At 58.6% G+C, this 20660-nt stretch carries 15 protein-coding genes and 5 pseudogenes; 15 read left to right on the plus strand and 5 right to left on the minus strand.

The features are described from left to right. Positions 1-60 precede the first annotated feature (60 nt). A complete protein-coding gene (locus tag PLD_RS04030) occupies positions 61-213 on the minus strand; it encodes a hypothetical protein (protein ID WP_159890054.1) in 153 nt (50 codons plus the stop codon). Positions 214-352: 139 nt separating this feature from the next. On the opposite strand from PLD_RS04030, the pseudogene PLD_RS30995 reads away from it, so the two are divergent. The 3 genes and pseudogenes from PLD_RS30995 to PLD_RS04040 all read left to right on the plus strand — a co-directional run. Next, positions 353-1129 (plus strand): annotated as a pseudogene (locus PLD_RS30995) (PAS domain-containing protein); the annotation flags it as partial. A 99-nt stretch (positions 1130-1228) separates the two neighbouring features. Continuing rightward, positions 1229-1666: pseudogene (locus tag PLD_RS31000) on the plus strand (methyl-accepting chemotaxis protein); the annotation flags it as partial. 145 nt (positions 1667-1811) lie between these two features. Continuing rightward, on the plus strand, positions 1812-2039 hold the full coding sequence (locus tag PLD_RS04040; protein ID WP_159890058.1) for a hypothetical protein: 228 nt from the start codon (positions 1812-1814) through the stop codon (positions 2037-2039). A gap of 455 nt (positions 2040-2494) precedes the next feature. Here PLD_RS04040 and PLD_RS04045 read toward each other — a convergent pair. Beyond that, positions 2495-2881 (minus strand): annotated as a pseudogene (locus PLD_RS04045) (3-(3-hydroxy-phenyl)propionate transporter MhpT); the annotation flags it as partial. A 350-nt stretch (positions 2882-3231) separates the two neighbouring features. Here PLD_RS04045 and PLD_RS04050 point away from each other — a divergent pair. The 8 genes and pseudogenes from PLD_RS04050 to PLD_RS04085 all read left to right on the plus strand — a co-directional run bounded on the left by PLD_RS04050 (position 3232) and on the right by PLD_RS04085 (position 11236). After that, the gene (locus PLD_RS04050) at positions 3232-4521 is read left to right on the plus strand and encodes an MFS transporter (protein ID WP_159890060.1); all 1290 of its coding nucleotides are present in this window, start codon (positions 3232-3234) and stop codon (positions 4519-4521) included. Positions 4522-4534: 13 nt separating this feature from the next. After that, complete coding sequence (locus PLD_RS04055) at positions 4535-6010, plus strand: glycoside hydrolase family 32 protein (protein ID WP_159890062.1); 1476 nt, start codon at positions 4535-4537, stop codon at positions 6008-6010. Between the two features lie 102 nt (positions 6011-6112). Continuing rightward, positions 6113-7111 carry a LacI family DNA-binding transcriptional regulator gene (locus PLD_RS04060; protein ID WP_159890064.1) on the plus strand — a complete coding sequence of 333 codons (999 nt, stop codon included), beginning with the start codon at positions 6113-6115 and terminating at the stop codon, positions 7109-7111. A gap of 235 nt (positions 7112-7346) precedes the next feature. Then, on the plus strand, positions 7347-7718 hold the full coding sequence (locus tag PLD_RS04065; protein ID WP_218575849.1) for a DUF4156 domain-containing protein: 372 nt from the start codon (positions 7347-7349) through the stop codon (positions 7716-7718). A gap of 242 nt (positions 7719-7960) precedes the next feature. Further along, positions 7961-8203: pseudogene (locus tag PLD_RS04070) on the plus strand (transposase); the annotation flags it as partial. 222 nt (positions 8204-8425) lie between these two features. Further along, the gene (locus PLD_RS04075) at positions 8426-9772 is read left to right on the plus strand and encodes an IS110 family transposase (protein ID WP_159890066.1); all 1347 of its coding nucleotides are present in this window, start codon (positions 8426-8428) and stop codon (positions 9770-9772) included. Continuing rightward, a pseudogene (locus PLD_RS04080) lies at positions 9773-10681 on the plus strand (IS3 family transposase); the annotation flags it as partial. 123 nt (positions 10682-10804) lie between these two features. Next, the gene (locus PLD_RS04085) at positions 10805-11236 is read left to right on the plus strand and encodes a tetratricopeptide repeat protein (RefSeq protein ID WP_159890068.1); all 432 of its coding nucleotides are present in this window, start codon (positions 10805-10807) and stop codon (positions 11234-11236) included. Positions 11237-11522: 286 nt separating this feature from the next. On the opposite strand, the gene PLD_RS04090 is transcribed toward PLD_RS04085, so the two are convergent. After that, positions 11523-12437 carry a LysR family transcriptional regulator gene (locus tag PLD_RS04090; protein ID WP_115582388.1) on the minus strand — a complete coding sequence of 305 codons (915 nt, stop codon included), beginning with the start codon at positions 12435-12437 and terminating at the stop codon, positions 11523-11525. 275 nt (positions 12438-12712) lie between these two features. On the opposite strand from PLD_RS04090, the gene PLD_RS04095 reads away from it, so the two are divergent. After that, entirely contained in the window at positions 12713-13735 is a 1023-nt protein-coding gene (locus PLD_RS04095; RefSeq protein ID WP_159890070.1) for a zinc-dependent alcohol dehydrogenase family protein, read from the plus strand. Positions 13736-13989: 254 nt separating this feature from the next. Next, positions 13990-15636, plus strand: coding sequence for a phosphoglucomutase (alpha-D-glucose-1,6-bisphosphate-dependent) (gene pgm / locus PLD_RS04100; RefSeq protein ID WP_159890072.1), 1647 nt, complete (start codon positions 13990-13992; stop codon positions 15634-15636). 175 nt (positions 15637-15811) lie between these two features. Here the strand turns inward: pgm and PLD_RS04105 are convergent, their stop codons facing one another. Then, complete coding sequence (locus PLD_RS04105) at positions 15812-16507, minus strand: pirin family protein (RefSeq protein ID WP_159890074.1); 696 nt, start codon at positions 16505-16507, stop codon at positions 15812-15814. Between the two features lie 272 nt (positions 16508-16779). Between PLD_RS04105 and PLD_RS04110 the strand changes: the two genes are divergently transcribed. Next, the gene (locus PLD_RS04110; RefSeq protein ID WP_159890076.1) at positions 16780-19239 is read left to right on the plus strand and encodes a UvrD-helicase domain-containing protein; all 2460 of its coding nucleotides are present in this window, start codon (positions 16780-16782) and stop codon (positions 19237-19239) included. A gap of 51 nt (positions 19240-19290) precedes the next feature. Here the strand turns inward: PLD_RS04110 and PLD_RS04115 are convergent, their stop codons facing one another. Then, the gene (locus tag PLD_RS04115) at positions 19291-19560 is read right to left on the minus strand and encodes a DUF1652 domain-containing protein (RefSeq protein ID WP_159890078.1); all 270 of its coding nucleotides are present in this window, start codon (positions 19558-19560) and stop codon (positions 19291-19293) included. A gap of 267 nt (positions 19561-19827) precedes the next feature. Here PLD_RS04115 and PLD_RS04120 point away from each other — a divergent pair, with 267 nt between their 5' ends. Continuing rightward, positions 19828-20643, plus strand: coding sequence for an AraC family transcriptional regulator (locus PLD_RS04120; protein WP_159890080.1), 816 nt, complete (start codon positions 19828-19830; stop codon positions 20641-20643). Positions 20644-20660 lie beyond the last annotated feature (17 nt).

Consider the following 20660-nt stretch of genomic DNA (forward strand, 5'->3'; position numbering starts at 1 on the left):
AAGCACCGCGCGAGGTCTCTGGCGGGGGCGTTAGGACGCTATCAAATTTTTCGGGCCCGTTCAGCGCTTGCGCCAATGCACAGTCCAGGCGTCGTCGGCTTCGGCGATGAACCGCTGAGCGTTGCCGGTATCCACGGTCGCACTTTCAATGCAACTGCGCGACTGCACGCCGAAGTCCCATGGAGTGTGGTGGTGGTTGGTATAGAAAAACATGAGGCGCGCATCCGCCATAGTGAAAATGGAGTGATTCAAACATTGCTTCTATAGTCGTTGTGGAGGGTATTAATCCCCCCTCAAAAAGCAGCCCAGATTGCCGAACGTAAAAGATAATCCCTTTCATTAAGGTGCGGTTATGTTTAACACTCGCTTGAAAACGGAATTGCAGGCACTTCAATCCGAACTTTCAGTGGCTCGTCAACTGCTGAAAGGGATTGAGACATGCCTGGTGCGTGCGGTGCTTGACGCCCAGTATCGTGTTATCGATGCCAACGAGGGCTTTCTCGCGATGCTGGGCTGCGGCGCCGATCAAGTACTGGGCAAGCCGATAGATAACTTCATTCCGCAATATGTAAGGCAAATGGATTGTTATCGTAAGTTACTGGACAGCGTGGATAACCATGACGCAGTGATTGATACGTATCGCTTTCAGCGTATTGATGGTGAGCTGTCCTGGTTTCGCGGCCTCTGGCAGCCGATTGTGGGGGCTGATGGGCACCTGGAAAGTATCCATGCCTTTGGTTCAAACATTACCGAGACAGTCGATACAGCCGCTGAGAATGCCGCCTTCATTCAGGCACTATTGCGTTCTACTGCGGTGATTGAGTTCGACCTTAGTGGTCATGTTTTGCAAGCGAATCAGCAGTTCCTGAGTGCAATGGGTTATGACCTGGCGCAGATCAAAGGCAAGCATCACAGCATCTTTTGTGATCCCGTCGATGCCGCTTCCAGTCATTACAAAGAGTTTTGGGCCACGCTCAATCGCGGCGAGTTCGTGGCTGATCGTTTCAAGCGCATCGATGCGCATGGTCGAACAATTTGGCTGGAAGCGACCTACAATCCGGTGCACAACGCGCAGGGCAAACTTTATAAGGTGGTGAAGTTCGCCACGGTCATTACTGATCAAGTGGCGCGTGAGCAAGAGGTGAATGAGGCCGCAACCATTGCGTTCGACATTTCCCAGCAGACCGATGTCAGCGCGCGACGTGGTGCCGAGGTGGTACAGAATACGGTGCAAACCATGCGCATGATCTCCGATGAGATGCAATCGGCGTCCGCGGGGATTGAAGCCTTAGGCAAGCAGTCGCTGTTGATCAGCTCCATCGTCCAGACCATTGGTGGCATCGCTCAGCAAACCAACCTCCTGGCGCTCAACGCTGCGATTGAAGCCGCGCGAGCAGGCGAGCAGGGCCGAGGTTTTGCCGTGGTGGCCGACGAGGTGAGGCAACTCGCGGGGCGTACCAGCGCGGCCACCGAAGAAATCGTGACGGTGGTGCAGCAGAACCAGAGCTTGGCAGACGCCGCGGTAAGCGGCATGGCCAACAGCCGAGGTCAGGCTGAAGAAGGCCTGATACTGGCCAACGAAGCCGGCTCGGTCATTCTCGAAATCCAGGAAGGCGCACGCCAGGTCGTGGGCGCTGTAGGGCGTTTTGCGAACCAACTGAAGTAACGCGCTGCGACTACCGGTCGATGTGAAGGGGAATCAGCGCGCCATCAAGGGCGGCGCGCATCACATCGGCGGACCACTCGACAGCGGCCCAAGCCAAGGCGCTACGCCACTCTGAACCAGGAGCAGTGGTCCAGTGGCGCTGGCTGTGCTTCAACAGCAAGACATCGCCTTCGGCAACGTCGCGGCGAATGGCGGCAGCCGCTATGGCAGCCCCGGGTTCCTGCGCCTCAGTGACCGTCTCATGAACATCTATCTGCGCAATTCTGGCGAGGTCACCGTTGAATTGGCGGCCGAACTGGCGCAAAAAGGGGCCGATCTGCAACCAGGGGGCTCAATCAAACATATCAACGACTCAGCGCCACAGGCCCAGTAGATCAGGCGCTTGAAGGTGTAATTGCGTAGTAGGTAATCGTCAATGTCCTGGTTTTTTGCAGCCTGAGTCAGCGCGGCGCCCCCGTTTCTGATGGCCTGCATTGTGGCCCTGGTCATGGGTTGCGCGCCTGTTCGGTGGCAGTGCCTTCACAGACCTGACGGGCTTGCATCAGGTCATGAAGACTCTTCCGGGACATCGCAGACAGCACCAGTGAGTCGTTTGCCAAATGGGGCAGGGGTCTGAGCGACTGGCGCTTGTTGAGCGCGGCGTGCCCGGTGCGGCGCCCGTGCAAGCGTTGGCTGCGGCCAACCCGATGGAGGTGGAGCAGGCCAGCTGTTATCAGTGCTTCAAGGAGGCTCTGCAGGACAACCTACTGACGCTGAACGCTTGCTTTGAAAGCAGGCCGAGAACCGCACCGAGGGCAACAAGTGGGCACTCGATTGGCTGCGCACGTTCTAGGCGTTGCGGTGCCCGGCCGCTTCCGGGGTGGGCAGGTTCGATGGCGTTGTACGCACCATGACCGTGATGATGGTCAGTGCCGCAATCAGCACCCCGGGGGCGGTTGCCAGCAAAACTCCCGTGGTGCCGGCGCCCGCTGCAAGGAGTTGCCCGGCCGCCAGCGGCCCGGCCACCGAACCCAAGCGGCCGACGGCCACGGCTGCGCCGACGCCGGTGGCGCGTACCGAGGTCGGGTAGGAGGGCGGTGCCGAGGCATAAAGCACCAACTGCGCGGCCATCACGAACAGCCCGGCGGCAAAGCCGGCAATGGCCATCGGCACGATGCCCACTGACAGCCCAACGCCGGCCAGGGCGGCGAGCAATCCGGCATACACCCACAGCACCGTACCTCAGTACCTCAGTACCTCAGCGTTTCAGTACTTCAGCACCTCAGTGACCCAGTGACCGTATGAACGGCTCACCGGCGAAGCAAGGGACGGCACCAGCAGAAAAAGCCAGCCCAAGGCCGGCACACCGTAGAACGTATCGGTGACCCTCTTGTTTTTGTATCAGGGCATGCCAGGCATCTTCGAACGCTTCACAGGTGCCCGTCGGGCAGGGGGCCTTCAGCGGGTCACCCAGGGGGGCTTTGAGTGACTTTTAAAGTGACGCCACTTGACAGCGAAGCGTTGAAAGAAGCGTAATGTGTTGTTGGTGTTAACGTTAACTTAGATAAAAACAAGAGGGTCGTTACATGCAGCTTGCCGCCAAACGCGAATACTGGCTTATCAGTGGTTTGTTGTTTTTCTTCTTCTTCTCGTGGTCATCCAGCTATTCGCTGTTCTCTATCTGGTTGCATCGAGTCATTGGTTTGAATGGCACGGAGACCGGTTTCGTTTTCGCGGCCAACGCCATTGCCGCGTTGCTGGTCCAGCCCTTTTACGGTGCTCTTCAAGACCGCCTTGGGTTGTCCAAAAAGCTCCTGGTGTGGATTGGAACCTTGCTGTGTGCCGCCGCCCCCTTTGCCATTTACATCTACGCCGGTCTGTTGGCGCAGAACGTGGTGCTCGGCGCGTTGCTCGGTGCGGCGTTCCTGGCCCTGGCGATGCTTGCCGGCGTGGGGGTGATCGAGTCCTACACCGAGCGAGTGTCGCGTCATGCCGGATTCGAGTTTGGAACCACCCGAATGTGGGGGTCGTTGGGCTGGGCCAGTGCGACAGGCGCGGTGGGTGTGGTGTTCAACATTGATCCAGACATCGCGTTTTACATGAGCAGCGCCGCCGGCGTCGTGTTCTTGCTGATCCTGTCCCGCTTGGATCTGAGCAGATTGAGCCAGTCGGCCGCACAGGCGGGGGGGCTGGCCAATCCCGTGCGCCTGAACGATCTGTGGAAACTGCTGGCACTCCCGCGGTTCTGGGCGTTCAGCCTCTACCTGACGGGGGTGTGCGGGATCTACATGATCTACGAACAACAGTTTCCGGTGTACTTCTCTTCGTTTTTCTCGACCCCGGAGGAGGGGACCCGCGCCTATGGTTACCTGAATTCGTCTCAGGTACTCGCCGAGGCCGTATTGATGCTGTTTGCGCCCTGGGTGGTCAGCCGCACAGGCGCCAAATACGGGCTGATCCTGGCGGGCAGCATCATGTTCGTGCGTATCCTCGGCTCCGGTCTGGCTACACAGGCCTGGGCCATCGCCGCCTGCAAGATGTTGCACGCACTGGAGGTGCCCATCTTGCTGGTCTCGGTATTCAAATACATTTCGCTGAACTTCGACGCTCGACTGTCCGCCTCGATCTACCTGGTGGGATTTCAGTTCGCCCAGCAATTGACCGCCATGCTGTTATCGCCGCTGGTGGGCTATGGCTACGACCATTTCGGTTTCTCCAGCGTCTACGTGCTGATGGCAGGCCTGGTCGGCGTTTGCCTGGTGCTGTCATGGACCTTGTTGCGCAAGGACCCCGTGCGAGACGCCGCTCAAGACCTGCCTGGCGATTCGCCGGAGCTCCCCACCATTGCTCAATCCGCCCCACGTTATAACCCCTAGACAGGACCCCGCCATGCACGCTGCACGGTTAGACCAAGCGCATCGCGCTATCGAAAAAAAGCTACCTGGGCGGAGTAATGACTATCGCCTGGCCTATCACCTTGCGCCGCCGGCGGGATGGATGAATGACCCGAACGGTCTGGTGTTCTTTCGCGGCGAATACCACGTGTTCTATCAACATCACCCCTATTCGGCGCAGTGGGGACCGATGCACTGGGGGCATGCCAAGAGCCGTGACCTGGTGCACTGGGAACATCTGCCCATCGCGCTGGCCCCTGGCGAGGCCTATGACTGCGACGGGTGCTTTTCAGGGTCGGCGGTGGTCTCGGACGACACGCTTCACCTGATCTACACCGGCCATACCTGGCTGGGCGCGCCGGGTGACGAGCGCAATATCCGTCAAGTCCAGTGCCTGGCCAGCAGCACCGATGGGATCGCGTTCAGCAAGCATGGACCGGTGGTCGATACGCCGCCGGAGCCGGACATCATGCACTTTCGCGATCCCAAGGTATGGCGACGGGGAGGGCAATGGTGGATGGCCCTTGGCGCTCGGCAAGGCGATCATCCGCAGTTGCTGCTCTATTGCTCCCAAGACCTGCGGCACTGGACGTACCTGAGCCGTGCACTGCAAGGACGATGCGAGTCGGACGGCTACATGTGGGAGTGTCCGGACTTGTTCGAACTGGACGGCTGCGACGTCTTTCTCTATTCGCCCCAAGGCCTCAAGCCCAGCGGTTACGACAACTGGAACAAGTTCCAGAACAGCTATCGGATGGGCCTGTTGGACGATCGCGGGTACTTCAGCGAGTGCGGCGAGCTGCGTGAACTGGACCACGGTCACGACTTCTATGCCGCGCAGACCCTGCTGGCACCGGACGGGCGCCGTCTATTGTGGGCCTGGATGGACATGTGGGACAGCCCGATGCCGAGTCAGGCGCAGCACTGGTGCGGTGCGCTGTCGCTGCCTCGTGAGCTGAGCCGCAATGGCGAACGGCTGCGCATGCGGCCGGCCCGCGAGTTGATAGCGCTGCGCCAGTCGCAACACACGCAGGCGATCGGCGTGCTCGAATCCGGCAATTGCCTGTTCGCGGAACGAGGGGCGCTGTTGGAACTCGAGCTGACCCTGGATTTGGCTGGCAGTACCGCTGAGCGTTTTGGTCTGGCGCTGCGCTGCAGTGAGGATCAGCAAGAGCGGACCCTGGTGTATTTCGATGCGATGGCGCGCCGCCTGGTGCTGGACAGGCAACACTCGGGAGTGGGTGTGAGCGGTGCGCGCAGCGTGCCGATAGCCAAGGGACAAACGCGGATAGACCTGCGGATTTTCCTTGATCGCTCATCCATCGAGGTGTTTGTCGATGACGGTGCCTATAGCTTGAGCAGCCGGATCTATCCTGGTCCCGACAGCCAGGCGGTCATGGCGTTTGCGGTCAATGGCAGCGCTGGGTTTGGCGATGCGTCGGTCTGGCACCTGGCTGATCTGCGCCTCTGACCCTGTGGGTTGGCCACGGATGGCATGGCTTCTGGCGGCGTGTTGTCAGGCTTTTACCAAGCATGACATGATGCTCGGCCATATCAGCAATGGCACCTGCGAATGGCCTCAGTTAAAGATGTCGCGCGCCTGGCAGGGGTTTCCTTGATGACGGTGTCCAGGGCGCTCAATACCCCGGAAAAAGTCAATCAGGACACCCTGGCGAAAGTTCTGCAAGCGGTCGAGACTCTGGGTTATGTCCCCAGCCTTTCAGCCCGAAAGATCCGCGGCGGTGCCTCCCGTGGCAAGACCATCGGCGTCTTCGCGCTGGATACTGCCACCACGCCCTTCGCGGTGGAAATGCTCCTGTCCATGGAGCGCACCGCCCGGGAACACGGCTGGAATGTTTTCATCCTGAACGTGTTCGAGGTGCCGCCGAGCCAGCAAACCATCGACCTGATGTTGTCCCACCAGCCTGACGGGATCATCTTCAGCGCCATGCAATTGCGCACCGTCGAGATCCCCCCGGTGCTGCGCAGCCTGCCGCTGGTCCTGAGCAACTGCATGAGCCTTGAGTCCGGGGTGGCCTGTTATGTGCCTGACGATGCCGACGGCCAGTATCAGGCTGTGCGGCATGCGCTCAAGCGGGGCTACCAGCGTCCGTTGTGCATCAACCTGCCACAAGCCAGCCTGGCCTGGGAACAGCGTCAGCTGGGATTGGCTCGGGCCCTCGCCGAAGCCGGCATAGCCGTGGCCGATGTTCCTCAATACAGCCTGTCCCAGGATGACGCCTATCAGGAAACGATCACCGTGCTGGAGGAGCAGTTGCGAGACGCGCAAGGTGCGCCAGCGTTCGATCTTCTTATCTGTGGCAACGACCGTATCGCTTTGCTGGCTTACCAGTACTTGCTCAGTCGCGGTCTGCGTATTCCGCAGCACGTGGCGGTTTTGGGGTACGACAACATGATCGGTGTTGCAGAGTTGTTCTACCCGCCGCTCAGCACTGTGCAGTTGCCGTATTACGAAATGGGACGGCGCTCTGTCCAATACCTTATTGAAGGCAGGGGCGATTCCACGATTCACCGGGTTGAATGCCCCCTGGTCGAACGTGAGTCCTGTTAACAAGCTATTCGGGTCGATTGGCGCCTAACTAGATGGGACTTGGTTAAGTTGCTGGTGGCGAGTCGTTGCCAGCATCTTGATACGACGTCTGTGGGCCGGGTTTTACATTTTCAGACTATAAGTTTGCTGATTAATACACCTGCAGTTTGACTAAAGCTTGATACTGCGCGCCCTAGCGCCCTGAAAAGTTTATCCCCAAGGGCATCGCTCTCATCGTACGAAAGGAATCATGTCGATGTATCTCTCCCATACTCTCGCGGGCATCAGTCTGTGTGCGGCGTTATTTGGCCTGATGGGTTGTGCGCCCACCTCCATTGCCGGAGCGGGCGCCAATAATGTGCGCATCACCCATAATGAGCCGGGCCGAGAATGCCAGTTCCTTGGTGATGTTACGGGGAGTCAGGGCAACTTCTTATTGGGCAGTATCACGGGCAATGCCGATCTGGAGACCGGGGCGCGCAATGATCTTAAAAACAAAGCAGCGGCAATAGGGGGTAACAGGGTCTATCTCCTCACTCAGCGTGCAGGGCAAACCGGCTCGGATAATCGATTGGAGCAAACCAACGTGACTCTCTCAGGCAATGTCTATCACTGCCCAGAGCGTTGAGTCAGGCCTCGCTACCTGATCCCTGAAATTTTGCGCCCGTCGATACCAGCCCCATCAGGCCCATTGCTCCTTGCCGATCGGCCCTTTCTGAACCAGGCCTGGATTACCGGCCGGCCAGGGAGCGGGCGGCCGGGTTTCAACGGCCTGAGTGCGGACCTTTGGCCGACGATAGTGCAATACTGAATCGCCCCGGGTTTCGTAGACACCTCCATGCCTTAAACTGAGGCCAATCAGGAGGTGCCATGAGCAACCCACGTTATCCCGAAGAATTCAAAATCCAAGCGGTCAATCAAGTGACCGAAAAGAAGCTGCCTGTCGCTGATGTGGCGGCGCGTCTTGGCGTGTAGTCGCATAGCCTCTATGCCTGGATAAAGCGCTACAGCAAACCTCAGGCAGAACGGCAGCAAGACGATGATCAGCACGCTGAACTGCGGCGTCTGCGAGCGGAACTCAAGCGGGTCACCGAGGAGCGAGACATCTTAAAAAACTGCCTCTCCGGCGCTCCGCAGCCCATTGCATTAGAAACACGGGCGCTACACTGAGTTCGTTGGACAGTGGTCGCTAGCTTTTTGGAGGCTTTGACCCCGTCAAAAAACATGACCCAGGGGAAGCTGCGGACCCGTGATTGGTGGCACGCGCCGTGACCCCGTTTAGGAATGTGATCTGATCCGAGTCCCCGTCCAACATCTCTGCGTTGGAGGGTTGTCATGAAAAAGTCTGCTGCTCAAAGCGGCCTGCCGATCATCAATGAACGGGCGGCCGGCATCGATATCGGTTCAAGGTTTCACGTCGTGGCGATTCCGTCGGGGCTGTCCGAGGAGCCTATTCGAACCTTTCAAGCGTTCACCGGCGATATCGAGAAGATGGCAACCTGGCTGATCGACGTCGGCATCCAAACAGTAGCCATGGAGTCAACCGGTGTTTACTGGATTCCAGTTTACGAAATCCTCGAGACCCATGGACTTCACGTCATATTGGCGAACGCTCGCGATGCTCGGGCCGTACCCGGGCGCAAGACGGATGTGAATGATGCTCAGTGGATTCAACGGCTGCATGCCTGTGGACTGCTGCGCGCAAGCTTTCAGCCTGATCGTGCCATCTCGGCGTTACGCAGTTATCTCCGGCTCCGAGAGCGCCATCTTGACTATGCAGCGGCTCATATCCAACACATGCAAAAAGCGCTCACCCATATGAATCTTCAGTTACATCATGTGGTCAGCGACATCACGGGCGTGACCGGTATGCGGATCATCCGGGCCATCGTGGCCGGCGAACGCGATGCATCAAGGCTGGCAAGTTTGCGTGATACGCGCTGCAAATCCAGTGAACAGACGATCCACGACGCGTTGATTGGCAACTACCAACCCGAACATGTCTTTGCCCTTACGCAAGCGCTGGCCATGTACGATGCTTATCAAGAGCAGTTGCTCATCTGCGATCAGCAGATTGCCAGAAGCCTCTCCAGCCTTTCCCTGCAACAGCCTCCGCCGACAGAACCCTTGCCGAAGGCCCGACATAATACTCGGCAACCCAACGCTTTGGCCTTTGAAGTGCGCCCCCTGCTTTACCAGCTAGTCGGCGTCGATCTGACGCAAATACACGGCATTGGCCCCTATCTCGCGCTCCGCCTGGTGGCTGAGTGCGGCACGGATCTCAGCCGATGGCCCACAGCTCATCATTTCACCTCCTGGCTGACACTGGCTCCTGGTTGTCGCATCAGTGGCGGAAAGGTGCTGTCGGCCCACACCAGGAAAACCAAAAATCGGGTGACCGCGCATCTTCGGCTCGCCGCGGTGACTATCGGTCGAACGAGCACGGCCCTTGGGGCCTTTTACCGACGGCTGTCAGCCCGCATCGGCAAGGCGAAAGCGGTCACTGCCACCGCACGGAAAATTGCCATCTTGTTCTACAATGCCATGCGGTTCGGCATGGCCTATCAGGATCCAGGCGCAGACCACTACGAGCAGAAGTACCGAGAGCGCGTCCTTAAGAGCCTCCATCGGCGTGCTGCGGAGTTTGGATTTTCGCTACTGCCTGTGGAAGGTGTTTCTTAGGAAGGCCGCCGCGTACTTTGCCAAGGAGTGCGGTTGAAGTACGCCTTTATCAAGCAGCGAGCGGGCGACTATTCCATTCGGCGGCTTTGCCTGACGCTGAAAGTCCATCCCAGTGGTTATTACGCTTGGTTGTCTGAGCCGCAATCTGCACGCGCTAAAGACGACCAACGATTACTGGGTTTGATCAAGCATTCATGGCTGGAGAGCGGCGGTGTTTATGGCTATCGCAAAATTCATGACGATCTGCGCGAGGTCGGTGAGGATTGTGGTCGCCATCGTGTGGCGAGGCTGATGCGTCTTGAAGGTCTGCGCTCTCAGACAGGGTATCGACGCCGCCCTGGCAAGTACGGTGGTAAGCCAGCGGTCGCCTCTCCCAATTTGCTGAAGCGCCAGTTCGATGTCGTAGAACCCAACAAAGTTTGGGTCACCGACATCACCTACATTCGCACGTATGAAGGCTGGCTGTATTTGGCGGTCGTGCTGGATCTGTTTTCTCGTCAGGTCGTCGGCTGGTCAATGAAATCGCAGATGACCAGTGATTTGGCCATTGATGCGTTATTGATGGCGGTTTGGAGGCGAAAACCGAAACAGGAGGTGATGGTTCACTCCGACCAGGGCATCCAGTACAGCAGCTCCGATTGGCGCAGTTTTTTGAAAGCGAACAATTTGGTTGCCAGCATGAGTCGCCGCGGCAACTGTCATGACAACGCCGTGGCCGAGAGCTTTTTCCAGCTTCTGAAACGGGAACGGATCAAGCGGAAAATCTATTCCACGCGCGAAGATGCTCGTAGTGATGTGTTCGATTACATCGAGATGTTCTACAACGCAAAACGCCGGCATGGTTTCAACAATCAACTGTCACCGGTAGAGTTTGAAAAGCGTTACGCAATGAGCTTGCAAGGTGTCTAAAAAAACCGGGGCGATTCACACACTGCAGCCAAGCTCAATCAATCGTTCGGAGGGTGCAAGGCTCGGTCAACGATACCTACCACCATTAGTGCCGGAATTTACAGAAATCAAGAGGTGAAATAAATGGCTAGTGAAGAACTAAGTGCTGCGTTACATGAGGAAATAAAGTCATTTTGCGACGTGGGCGATCAACTTGCGGATTTGGAGCGATATGAGGAGGCCATTGCGCAATATAATAAAGCTTGGTTGCTAGTCCCTGAGCCAAAAAATGACTGGGAGGCTTCGACATGGATTCTGGCAGCTATAGCTGATGCATGCTTTCTCTCAGGTTATAAAACTTCTGCTCGTGAAGCTCTTCAATATGCGATGACTTGTCCTGGTGGAGTTGGCAATCCATTTTTACATATGAGGCTTGGTCAAGTACTATTGGATGATGGCCATGAGGATAATGCTGCGGATGAGTTGATGCGTGCTTATATGGGGGCGGGTCAAGAGATTTTCCAGAAAGAAGAGCCTAAATATTTTAATTTTCTGAAGAGTAGGATGAAGTTATAGGGCTTTCTAATAAATAGTGTGAGGTGTGATTGGGAAGTGTCTAAAGGAGGCATGTAGTGCCTCCTTTGTTAATGAGTTGATGTTCACGCAAGTAATTGGGCGAGGCTTTATCTATTAGGTTGTGGTTTGCTCTATTTTAGTTCTCTGAAGGAACATGGCTGAATTTTTCAGCAATCAATGCCCTTGGGGAACTCTGAAATAGACTTCAAAATTTGGCAGAATGTCTTATCTCAATCGCCGAGACGCCTGATTTTTAAACGAGTTTATGGGCGTCAGTGGAACTCGATCAAAGACTCTCAGGGTCGCCAAAGAACATCTGAATTCTTGACCGTAACCAGCGCTCTCCCGGGTCGTTGTCCTGTGAGCCGCGCCAGGCCATGTGCAGTTCGAAGCTGCGCACCGGCAGGGGCGGGTCTTCGGCGCGTACGCCACCGGCGGCGGTGAGGGCCTCGGCGGTGTAGTCGGGCACGGTGGCGAGGATGTCGGTGCCGGCCAGCAGGGTGCTCAGGCCGTTGAATTGCGGCACAGCGAGCACTACGTGGCGTTTGCGTCCGAGCTTCTCCAGTTCTTCATCGATAAAACCGCTCAGGTCCCCGGCAAACGACACCAGGGCGTGGGGGCGGGCGCAGAAGTCGTCCAGGCTGAGGGCGCCGGGCACGGTGTCGGCACGCAGCAGTTTGGGCAGGCTGCGGCGCAGGACTTTGCGCTTGGCGTTGGCTGGCAGGTCGGCGGTGTAGCTGACGCCGATGGAGATTTCGCCGGAGGCCAGCAGCGACGGCATCAGCAGGTAGTTGGCCCGGCGCACCACCAGCACGATGCCCGGGGCTTCGGCCCGCAGGCGCTTGAGCAGCATCGGCAGGAGGGCAAACTCCGCGTCGTCGGACAGGCCAATGCGGAACACTGTGGTGCTGGTGGCTGGGTCGAACTCGGCGGCGCGGCTGACGGCGGTGGAGATCGAGTCCAGGGCCGGTGAGAGCAGGGCGAAGATTTCCACGGCCCGGGCCGACGGCTCCATGCTGCGGCCGGTGCGTACAAATAGCGGGTCGTCGAACAAGTTGCGCAGCCGCGACAGGGCGGCACTGATGGCCGGTTGGCCGAGAAACAGCTTCTCGGCGGCGCGAGTCACACTGCGTTCGTGCATCAGCGTTTCGAATACGATCAACAGATTCAGGTCGACACGACGCAGGTCATTACGATTCATCTGGAGTCCTGGCAGAGTCAGCGAGTTTGACGGGAGCGACCCTGTCGCAACAAAGGTCGGCGTGAATCTTACGGGTAAAGGCTGTTACTCTGCACCGGCTAAATGTTATTGGTTTGTGGGCAGATACGATTCCGGCAGGCGGTTGGTTGTGATTTTCATGTTCCAGGGCACGGAATCAATGACAGACATGTCGACTATTAATAGGCACTGATAGTCTTGCTTTCAAAGCCCGGATAAAGTTTGCGGCATTAGAGGTTAATTTGACGAGGTTTGCGATGTCCCGCACGATTCGTTTTCACAAGTTTGGACCGGCCGAGGTGCTCAAGTGCGAAGAGCATGCAGCGTCGTTGCCTGCGCCAGGCGAAGTGCAGGTACGAGTCGAAGCCATCGGTATCAGTTGGTATGACGTGCTCTGGCGGCAGAACCTGGCACCGTCCCATGCGCGCCTGCCGTCCGGCCTCGGGCATGAAATGGCCGGTGTGGTCACGGCGGTAGGCGAGGGCGTCGACGACCTCGCGGTCGGTGACAAGGTCGCCAGCTTTCCCGCGCAAAGCCCCAATGACTACCCGGTGTATGGCGAGCAGATCGTCCTGCCACGCTCGGCCCTGACCCGTTATCCAGATGTGCTTAGCCCTATCGAAGCCGCTGTGCATTACACACCGCTGTTGATTGCCTATTTCGCCTACGCTGACCTTGCGCGGGTCAAGCCCGGGCAGTTCGCCCTGGTCACCGATGCCAGCCACTGTGCCGGCCCGTCTTTTGTGCAGTTGGGCAAGGCCCTGGGGGTGCGGGTGATCGCGGCCACCAAGACGGCTGGCGAGCGTGAATACCTGTTGTCCCTCGGTGCCGAGAAGGTGATTGTCACCGAAGAGCAGGACCTGCTGATGCAGATCAACAAGCTCACCGACAATCGCGGAGTCGATGTGGTGTTCGACGGCCTGGGCGGTCCGCAGATGTCGATGCTCGGTGATGTCCTGGCGCCTCGCGGCAGCCTAGTGTTGTATGGCCTGCAAGGTGGTAACCAGACGCCGTTCCCGGCCTGCGCGGCGTTCCAGAAGAACATTCAGTTCTTTGTCCATTGCATCGGCAACTTCACCGGCAAGCCGGAGCTGGGGATCATTCAGGATCAGGTGGCGTTGCAGCGTGCGCTGCGCGACATCAACCAACTGACTGCGGATCGGGTGCTGGTGCCCTTGAAGACCCGAGTCTTCCCCTTCAGCGAGTTTGTCGAGGCGCACCGTTACATGGACGAATGTCCATGTCGCGAACGGGTCGCGCTGCAGGTCGAACCGGCCTGAATTCCCAAACGCCAGGCCAAGCCTGGCGTTTTTGTATATGGATCTTTGTCGGCGCCGGCTTGTCGACCAATGAGGCCTGAACCTCGTGCAAGCCTTGAGGCTGTCTTCTCTGGCAAGCCAGCTACTGCGTAAGCCAGGCCTGCTGCAGTCAGCTGAGAAAGGCGGGGTTGTTCTGGGATAGATTGCGTCGCGCCGCGGTCAAACTGCCAGTAAACTGCGCTCCATCCCGAATCATCCTTTTCTAGAGGTTTTGCATGACTCTCAGTCCTTTTGCGGGCAAGCCGGCACCCGTTGAGTTGCTGGTCGATATCCCGCGACTGGTTACGGCGTATTACACCGGTCAGCCCGATGCATCGGTGCCCACCCAGCGCGTGGCTTTCGGCACCTCCGGGCACCGTGGCAGTTCGTTCGATCTGAGTTTCAATGAATGGCATGTCCTGGCCATCAGCCAGGCCATCTGCCTGTATCGCGAAGCCCAGGGCATCACCGGGCCGCTGTTTGTCGGCATCGATACCCACGCACTGTCGACCCCGGCCGGAGCCAGTGCCTTGGAAGTCCTGTCGGCCAACGGCGTGACTGTGATGATTGCTGCCGGTGACGAGTACACCCCGACGCCTGCGGTGTCCCATGCCATCCTCTGCTACAACCGCGGTCGCACTTCGGGCCTGGCGGACGGCATCGTCATCACTCCGTCCCACAACCCGCCACAAAGCGGCGGCTACAAGTACAACCCCACCAACGGCGGCCCGGCCGACACCCACATCACCAAGTGGATCGAAGCCAAGGCCAACGAACTGCTGGCGGCCAAGCTCGCTGGGGTCAAGCGCATCAGCTACGAGCAGGCGCTGAAGGCCGATACCACTCATCGTCACGACTATCTCAACACCTACGTCGCCGACCTGATCAACGTCATCGACCTGGATGCCATCCGCAACGCCAAGCTGCGCCTGGGTGTAGATCCGCTCGGCGGAGCAGGGGTGCGCTACTGGTCGGCGATCGCCGAGCACTACCGCCTGGATCTGGAGGTGGTCAACAAACAGGTAGATGCCACTTTCCGCTTTATGTCGGTGGACTGGGACGGGCAAATCCGCATGGACCCGTCCTCCAGTTACGCCATGCAAGGGCTGATCGGCCTGAAAGAACGTTTTGACGTGGCCTTTGCCTGTGACCCCGATCACGACCGCCATGGCATCGTCACGCCCAGCGGCGGCTTGCTGGCCCCGAACAATTACCTGGCGGTATCCATCGACTACCTGTTCCAGAACCGTGCACATTGGCGTGCTGATGCCGCCGTGGGCAAGACCGTGGTCAGCAGCGGTTTGATCGATCGGGTGACGGCACGTCTGGGCCGGCGTCTGTACGAAGTGCCGGTGGGTTTCAAATGGTTTGCCGACGGCCTGTTCGATGGCTCCCTGGGGTTTGGTGGTGAAGAGAGCGCCGGCGCGTCCTTCCTGCGCCAGGACGGCAGCGTCTGGAGCACCGACAAGGACGGGTTGATTCCCGCCCTGCTGGCCGCTGAAATGACTGCCCGTACCGGCCGTGATCCCAGTCAAGCCTACCGCGCACTGTGCGATGAGTTGGGCGAGCCCTTTTCGGTACGTGTTGATGCCAAGGCCAATCCGCAGCAAAAGGCCTTGCTCAGCAAGCTGTCACCGCAACAGGTGACCTCGACCCAGTTGGCTGGCGAGCCGATCCAGCAGATCCTTAGCCACGCGCCAGGTAACGAGCAAGCCATCGGTGGCCTGAAGGTCATGACCGAGAACGGCTGGTTCGCCGCACGCCCGTCTGGTACCGAGGACATCTACAAAATCTACGCTGAGAGCTTCATCGGCGACGACCACCTCAAGCAGCTGGTGCAGGAAGCCCAGACCCTGGTGGATGCAGCCATCAGCGACAACTGATTCACAGAGCCGGCTCGCCGGCGAAAAGATCCTTGAGACGGACACAGGTCTTGCGGATGCGTTCGCTGGCAAGCCAGCTCCTACGGTCGTTGTTCATTGCACGATCTGTGTAGCCGGCTAGCGGGCAAAAAAGGGGCGACCATCATAGTCGCTCCTTTTTAGTTGCCGCTGCGTTTCAAGCCAGGTCTACCAGCACGATTTCGCTGTCTTGCACGGCGCTCACCCGCAGCACCCGCTCATCCTCGATTGCAACACCGTCTCGAGCTTCGGCACGCAAGCCGTTGATCTCGATCACCCCGGTCGCCGGCACCAGATAAGCCCGACGCCCTGCGTCCAGGTGGTACTCGGCGGTTTCCCCGGCCCTCAGGTTGGCCGCCACCAGCCGTGCATCGGCGCGAATACGCAAGCTTTCCTCATCGCCTTCCTTACCGCTGGCCAGGGTCACGAAGCCCTCGCGCAACCCCTTGGGAAACGGCTTGGCGCCCCAGGACGGCGCCAAGCCGGCCTGGTTGGGGATGATCCAGATCTGAAAGATCTTGGTCGGTGTGGCTTCCAGGTTGTATTCACTGTGGGCGATGCCGGTGCCAGCGCTCATGACTTGCACATCACCGGCCTCGGTGCGGCCTTTGTTGCCCAGGTTGTCCTGATGGCTGATGGCGCCTTTGCGAACGTAGGTGATGATTTCCATGTCCCGGTGCGGGTGCTGCGGGAAGCCGGTGCCCGGGGCAATCACGTCGTCGTTCCAGACTCGCAGGTTGCCCCAGTGCATGCGCTTGGGATCGTGGTACTCAGCGAAGGAAAAGTGGTGATGGGCGTCCAGCCAGCCGTGGTGTGCGCCACCCAGGGAGCTGAAAGGTCTGAGTTCAAGCATGATCGTCTCCTCGAAAAGGGTTCGTCATGGCGGGGTGTGCCCGGGCCAAAAAACGATAACCGTTGGTCGATGGCGTGGATCTTCCATCAACTATTGATCGAGAAAAAGCGCAAAAAATGCGGTAATTCAATCGTAAAATCAGATAGTTATTTTGTCGAAAAGTTGGTGTTAAACCTTCGGTTCATCGCTTAAGTTAATGACCTGCAAGCAATTGCCTGGATGTCGTGAAAAAATCTGCTACTAACTGCTCAGCCTCACCCCTTGGAGTCCGCGTGTCGCAACACACCCCCGATCTGCCCCCCGAGCTTTTACCTCTGGCCCAGATGCCTCTCTTGAAGCGCTTGGCGGCGCGATTCTTCGGTCATGGCCTGACGCGCCTGCGGGCTCAGCATCGGGCGTCCTGGCTGCACGGTCAGGCTGACGGCTTTCGCAGCGGTCATACCGCCGGAGTGGAGTATGGGTATGAGGAGGGCCGGCTCGAAGGGTATGAAGCAGGCCGTCAGGTGCTGCTGATTCGCGACAGCCGCGACACCGAACATCGACCACCAGGCGTGGATGACCGGCTGTTTGACGATTGGCGCCTGCCGCTGAACGCCGAGTTGAAAAAACGTTTCAAGACCGATGTCGCCCGCTTGCTGGCGCCCCAGGCTCAGCCCAGTGCCGCGCAGTGGAAGATGATCTTCAGTGACACGCCAGCCACCGCGGTGATTGCCGGGGCTGGAGCTGGCAAGTCGACCTCTTTGGTATTGCGCCTGCTGTTGCTCTGCCACTACCTGGGGTTCGAGCTGGACTCCATGACCGTAGTGACCTTCACTCGCGAGTCGCGCAAGGATTTCATCAACAAGCTGGTGCAGGTCTTTGCGCTATGGGGGCGGGTGCTAAGCCCCCGGGACGCCCGGGACCTGGTACGCACCTTCCATTCGCGGATCCTGCCCATGGTGCGCAGTCTGCCGGGATTCGAGCGCCTTCAGGCCTTCGAGAACCTCGGTGATCGAGTGCAGGGGGCTGAGGATGAGGTGGACAGCAACCCCTTCGATCTGCGCATCAATGACGCCCAGCGCCAGCACCTCAATACGTGCTACCAGGCGCTGTACCGCAGTGATGAGCGCTTCCGGCTAGCCCTGAAACCCTTGCTGCGCCATGCCTTGCAGCTCAAGGCCGTGGAACGCGATCATCCCGATGTGCAAAAGCGCGCGGCCGTCACCGAGCTGGCGTCCAAGCGCGATGAAGAGCTTTGCGACACCGTGGAAGACTTGTGGTTTCGTGCTGGCGCCTGGCCGATTCCAGGCATCGAGCCTGTGCGTCAGCGCTTTGAAATCAACGGTTCGACCTTTCACTGTCACGGTTATGCCGCCGAGCTGGATGCCTGGGTGGTGCTGGGCTTCGATCCTCAAGAAAACCCGCAGATCACTCGGCCCGGGGCCAAGCTGACGGTGCGTGCAGAATGGGCGGTCAAGCGCACGTTGTTTCAAGCTTTCTTTCGTAAGCCATTGATTTGGCTTGATAGCTATCAGGCGTCCAAGCGCGCTTTGGGTGCTTTTTCCGCTGAGCTCAGCGCCGGCCCCGGTTTCGATTACAAGGTCAAGGGTGAGCTGGCCTCGGCGCCGTTGCTCGATTGCTTTGTCGCCGCCGCCGGGTTTATCGAGAACCTGGGACTGGATGTGGGCGACGCCGTTGGCCGTATGAGCTTTGCCCAGGACGATCCTGATCGTTTTTTCTTTGAGGCCTTGAGCCTGTTCTGGCAGGCCCTAGAGGATCATCTGCTGGACCAGTCGCCGCCGATCATGACCTATAACCGGATGTTTGCCTTGTTCAGCGAGCGCTCGCCGGAAAATTTCAAGTTGTTGAGCGATGCCTGTCTGAGGCCGATGTCGCACCTGATGATCGACGAATTCCAAGACGTTTCGCCGCAGATTGTCTCCTGGATCAAAGCGAGCCTCGGGGAGATTCGCAGTCGTGGTGCCGCCCTGCATGTCGGGCGCGGGGCGCAGTATTCCTCGTTGCTGTGTGTCGGGGATGACTGGCAGTCGATCTACGGCTGGCGGGGCAGTTCGCCCAAGTATTTCATCGAGTTCAACAAGGAGTTTGCGTCGCCTACTACCACGCGGGTCATGCTCAGCGAGAATTACCGCAGTCATCAGCATGTGATCGATGCTGCTGAGCATATAGTCCGGGCGGCTCCGGCGATTGCCGGCAAGAAGGCCAAGGCCAGTGGTGAAGCCCGGGAGCTGTGGCCGGTGCAGGTGCTTGATCGTGACGAACAGGGCTTGGCGCAGCGTCTGGCGGAGCACTACCGGCAAGGCGATTCAATCTTGATGTTGTTTCGAAAAATTAGCGATAAACTATTGATTGAAAAGCATATTTCACAAATAGTTAATGTGGATTCTAGCTTGCCGCCAGGGCAGCGAAGGCTGAAACAACTGACCTACCACAGCGCCAAAGGCCTGCAGGCCGATGCGGTATTTTTACTGGGCGACTGCCAGCATCTGAGCAGTTCGCCCTATAAGAACCAGGTGTATCGCATGGCCGGGCTGGGCAAGGACGGCGACGCCGAACCCTACGACAGCGCACAAAAGGACGAGATCCTGCGCCTGGCTTATGTGGGTATCACTCGGGCGGCCAAGCACTGCTACTGGTACGTCGATCGCCAGGAAACCACTGCGGGGAATGCGCCCAAAGCCTCGGACCGGGTGCCCCGTGACAAACCGTACTTTAAGGACCTGCGGCAATGAACAGGAAAAAGCCCGCTGCCTAGGCGGGCTTGGTATAACAGGCGCGCTGTTTCAGGCCTTGAGCGCCAGGGACGGCGCAAACGCCTCCAGTTCATCTTCCACGGCTTCGATTATTCGTTCGACATCCGCCGCGCTCATCACCGTGGCGCAGGGAATACCGGCGATGGCGATCAGGGTTTCACCGCTGGCACGGTCGAAGAGCCGAGCGACCATGCTGCCAGGCGCATCCATGCTGGCCTCGAAACCCATGGGATGGAAATGCCAGCGCATCAACTGGCAGGCGTTGGGAAAGGTGACTTTACTGGCCCAGACTGTGTTCATCGGTGGCCCACCCTGATTCATTGAGCGCTTCCTTGTGCTCGCGGTAGGAACGACCGGATCGTCAATGACCGATCGGTTGAAGGTTTAAAAGTAGCACCGGCGTGTGACGGTTCGCAGTTTTTTTACCCACCGTCCGGCGGTTCATCGAGGGATTCTTGATGAGGGTCACGTCTTCACAGCAAAGTGCCAGCAATGCCGTCACTCAAGGGGTGATTGATGCGCCTGCGGAAGTTCGGCAAGCTGGCTTTTTGCCTGTTCGAGAAGCTTATGTCTGCCCCTGATGACGGGCCGCTGCAAACCCAAGCCACCGGCGAAACCGTGATGCGCTATCACCTGTGCTGGAAACACCGGGACCTCGATGGAGTGATGGCGCTCTATCATCCCGAGATTGAGTACAACGATTTTTTCCAGAACCGCACCTTGGGCCTCGATGATTTGCGCGAATACGTGCGCCTGAGTATGCCCCGGGCCCCCGACGAAGCCTTGGAGCACAGCGACCGTATTCGCTTGGATGGCAACACCGCGTTTATCCAGTACCAAGTGACGCTGCGCGGCGGCCAGGGCCTGGTGTCGTTTCGTGCCAGTGAAGCCATCACCGTGCGCGACGGGTTGATCTGGCGTGTCAACGAGTACGCGTCGCTGGTGCATGAGTCGGCGTCGAACAAGGCCCCCGGCGGTCAGCGTCCGGCGGTCAGTCGTCTGGGGCTGTCGCCGCGCCAGTTGAGCTTCATGGCCGAGGATCTGCAGCAGTACTTCCAATGCCAGCAACCTTATCTGGACCCGGAGCTGGACCTGCAGCGGGTGGCCCGTGAGTGCGGTTACAGCCGCAACCAGATTTCCTATCTGCTCAATCAGGTGCTGGGGCAGAGCTTCTACCGATACGTGAACCAGGCACGTCTGCAACATGTGTTGACGGCCCTGGACAACGCCGTACCACCGCTGCGGATCGATGAGTTGGCCTTTGCCGCGGGGTTCAATTCGTTGTCGGCGTTCTACAGCTGTTTTCGCCAACGCACCGGGCTGTCGCCCAAGGCTTACGCCAAGCAAATATCTTTGCGTGCACGCGCGCAAGACAGCCCCTGAAGACAGGGATTAGGATC

This window comes from Pseudomonas sp. LD120 (assembly GCF_009861525.1).
GTDB lineage: Bacteria > Pseudomonadota > Gammaproteobacteria > Pseudomonadales > Pseudomonadaceae > Aquipseudomonas.

Coding starts and splice junctions, on each gene's coding strand:
- PLD_RS04085 (WP_159890068.1), top strand. CDS start 10,805: ATGGCTAGTGAAGAACTAAGTGCTGCGTTACATGAGGAAATAAAGTCA.
- pgm (WP_159890072.1), top strand. CDS start 13,990: ATGACTCTCAGTCCTTTTGCGGGCAAGCCGGCACCCGTTGAGTTGCTG.
- PLD_RS04055 (WP_159890062.1), top strand. CDS start 4,535: ATGCACGCTGCACGGTTAGACCAAGCGCATCGCGCTATCGAAAAAAAG.
- PLD_RS04090 (WP_115582388.1), bottom strand. CDS start 12,437: ATGAATCGTAATGACCTGCGTCGTGTCGACCTGAATCTGTTGATCGTA.
- PLD_RS04120 (WP_159890080.1), top strand. CDS start 19,828: ATGTCTGCCCCTGATGACGGGCCGCTGCAAACCCAAGCCACCGGCGAA.
- PLD_RS04095 (WP_159890070.1), top strand. CDS start 12,713: ATGTCCCGCACGATTCGTTTTCACAAGTTTGGACCGGCCGAGGTGCTC.
- PLD_RS04030 (WP_159890054.1), bottom strand. CDS start 213: ATGTTTTTCTATACCAACCACCACCACACTCCATGGGACTTCGGCGTG.
- PLD_RS04075 (WP_159890066.1), top strand. CDS start 8,426: ATGAAAAAGTCTGCTGCTCAAAGCGGCCTGCCGATCATCAATGAACGG.
- PLD_RS04060 (WP_159890064.1), top strand. CDS start 6,113: ATGGCCTCAGTTAAAGATGTCGCGCGCCTGGCAGGGGTTTCCTTGATG.
- PLD_RS04115 (WP_159890078.1), bottom strand. CDS start 19,560: ATGAACACAGTCTGGGCCAGTAAAGTCACCTTTCCCAACGCCTGCCAG.
- PLD_RS04050 (WP_159890060.1), top strand. CDS start 3,232: ATGCAGCTTGCCGCCAAACGCGAATACTGGCTTATCAGTGGTTTGTTG.
- PLD_RS04105 (WP_159890074.1), bottom strand. CDS start 16,507: ATGCTTGAACTCAGACCTTTCAGCTCCCTGGGTGGCGCACACCACGGC.
- PLD_RS04065 (WP_218575849.1), top strand. CDS start 7,347: ATGTATCTCTCCCATACTCTCGCGGGCATCAGTCTGTGTGCGGCGTTA.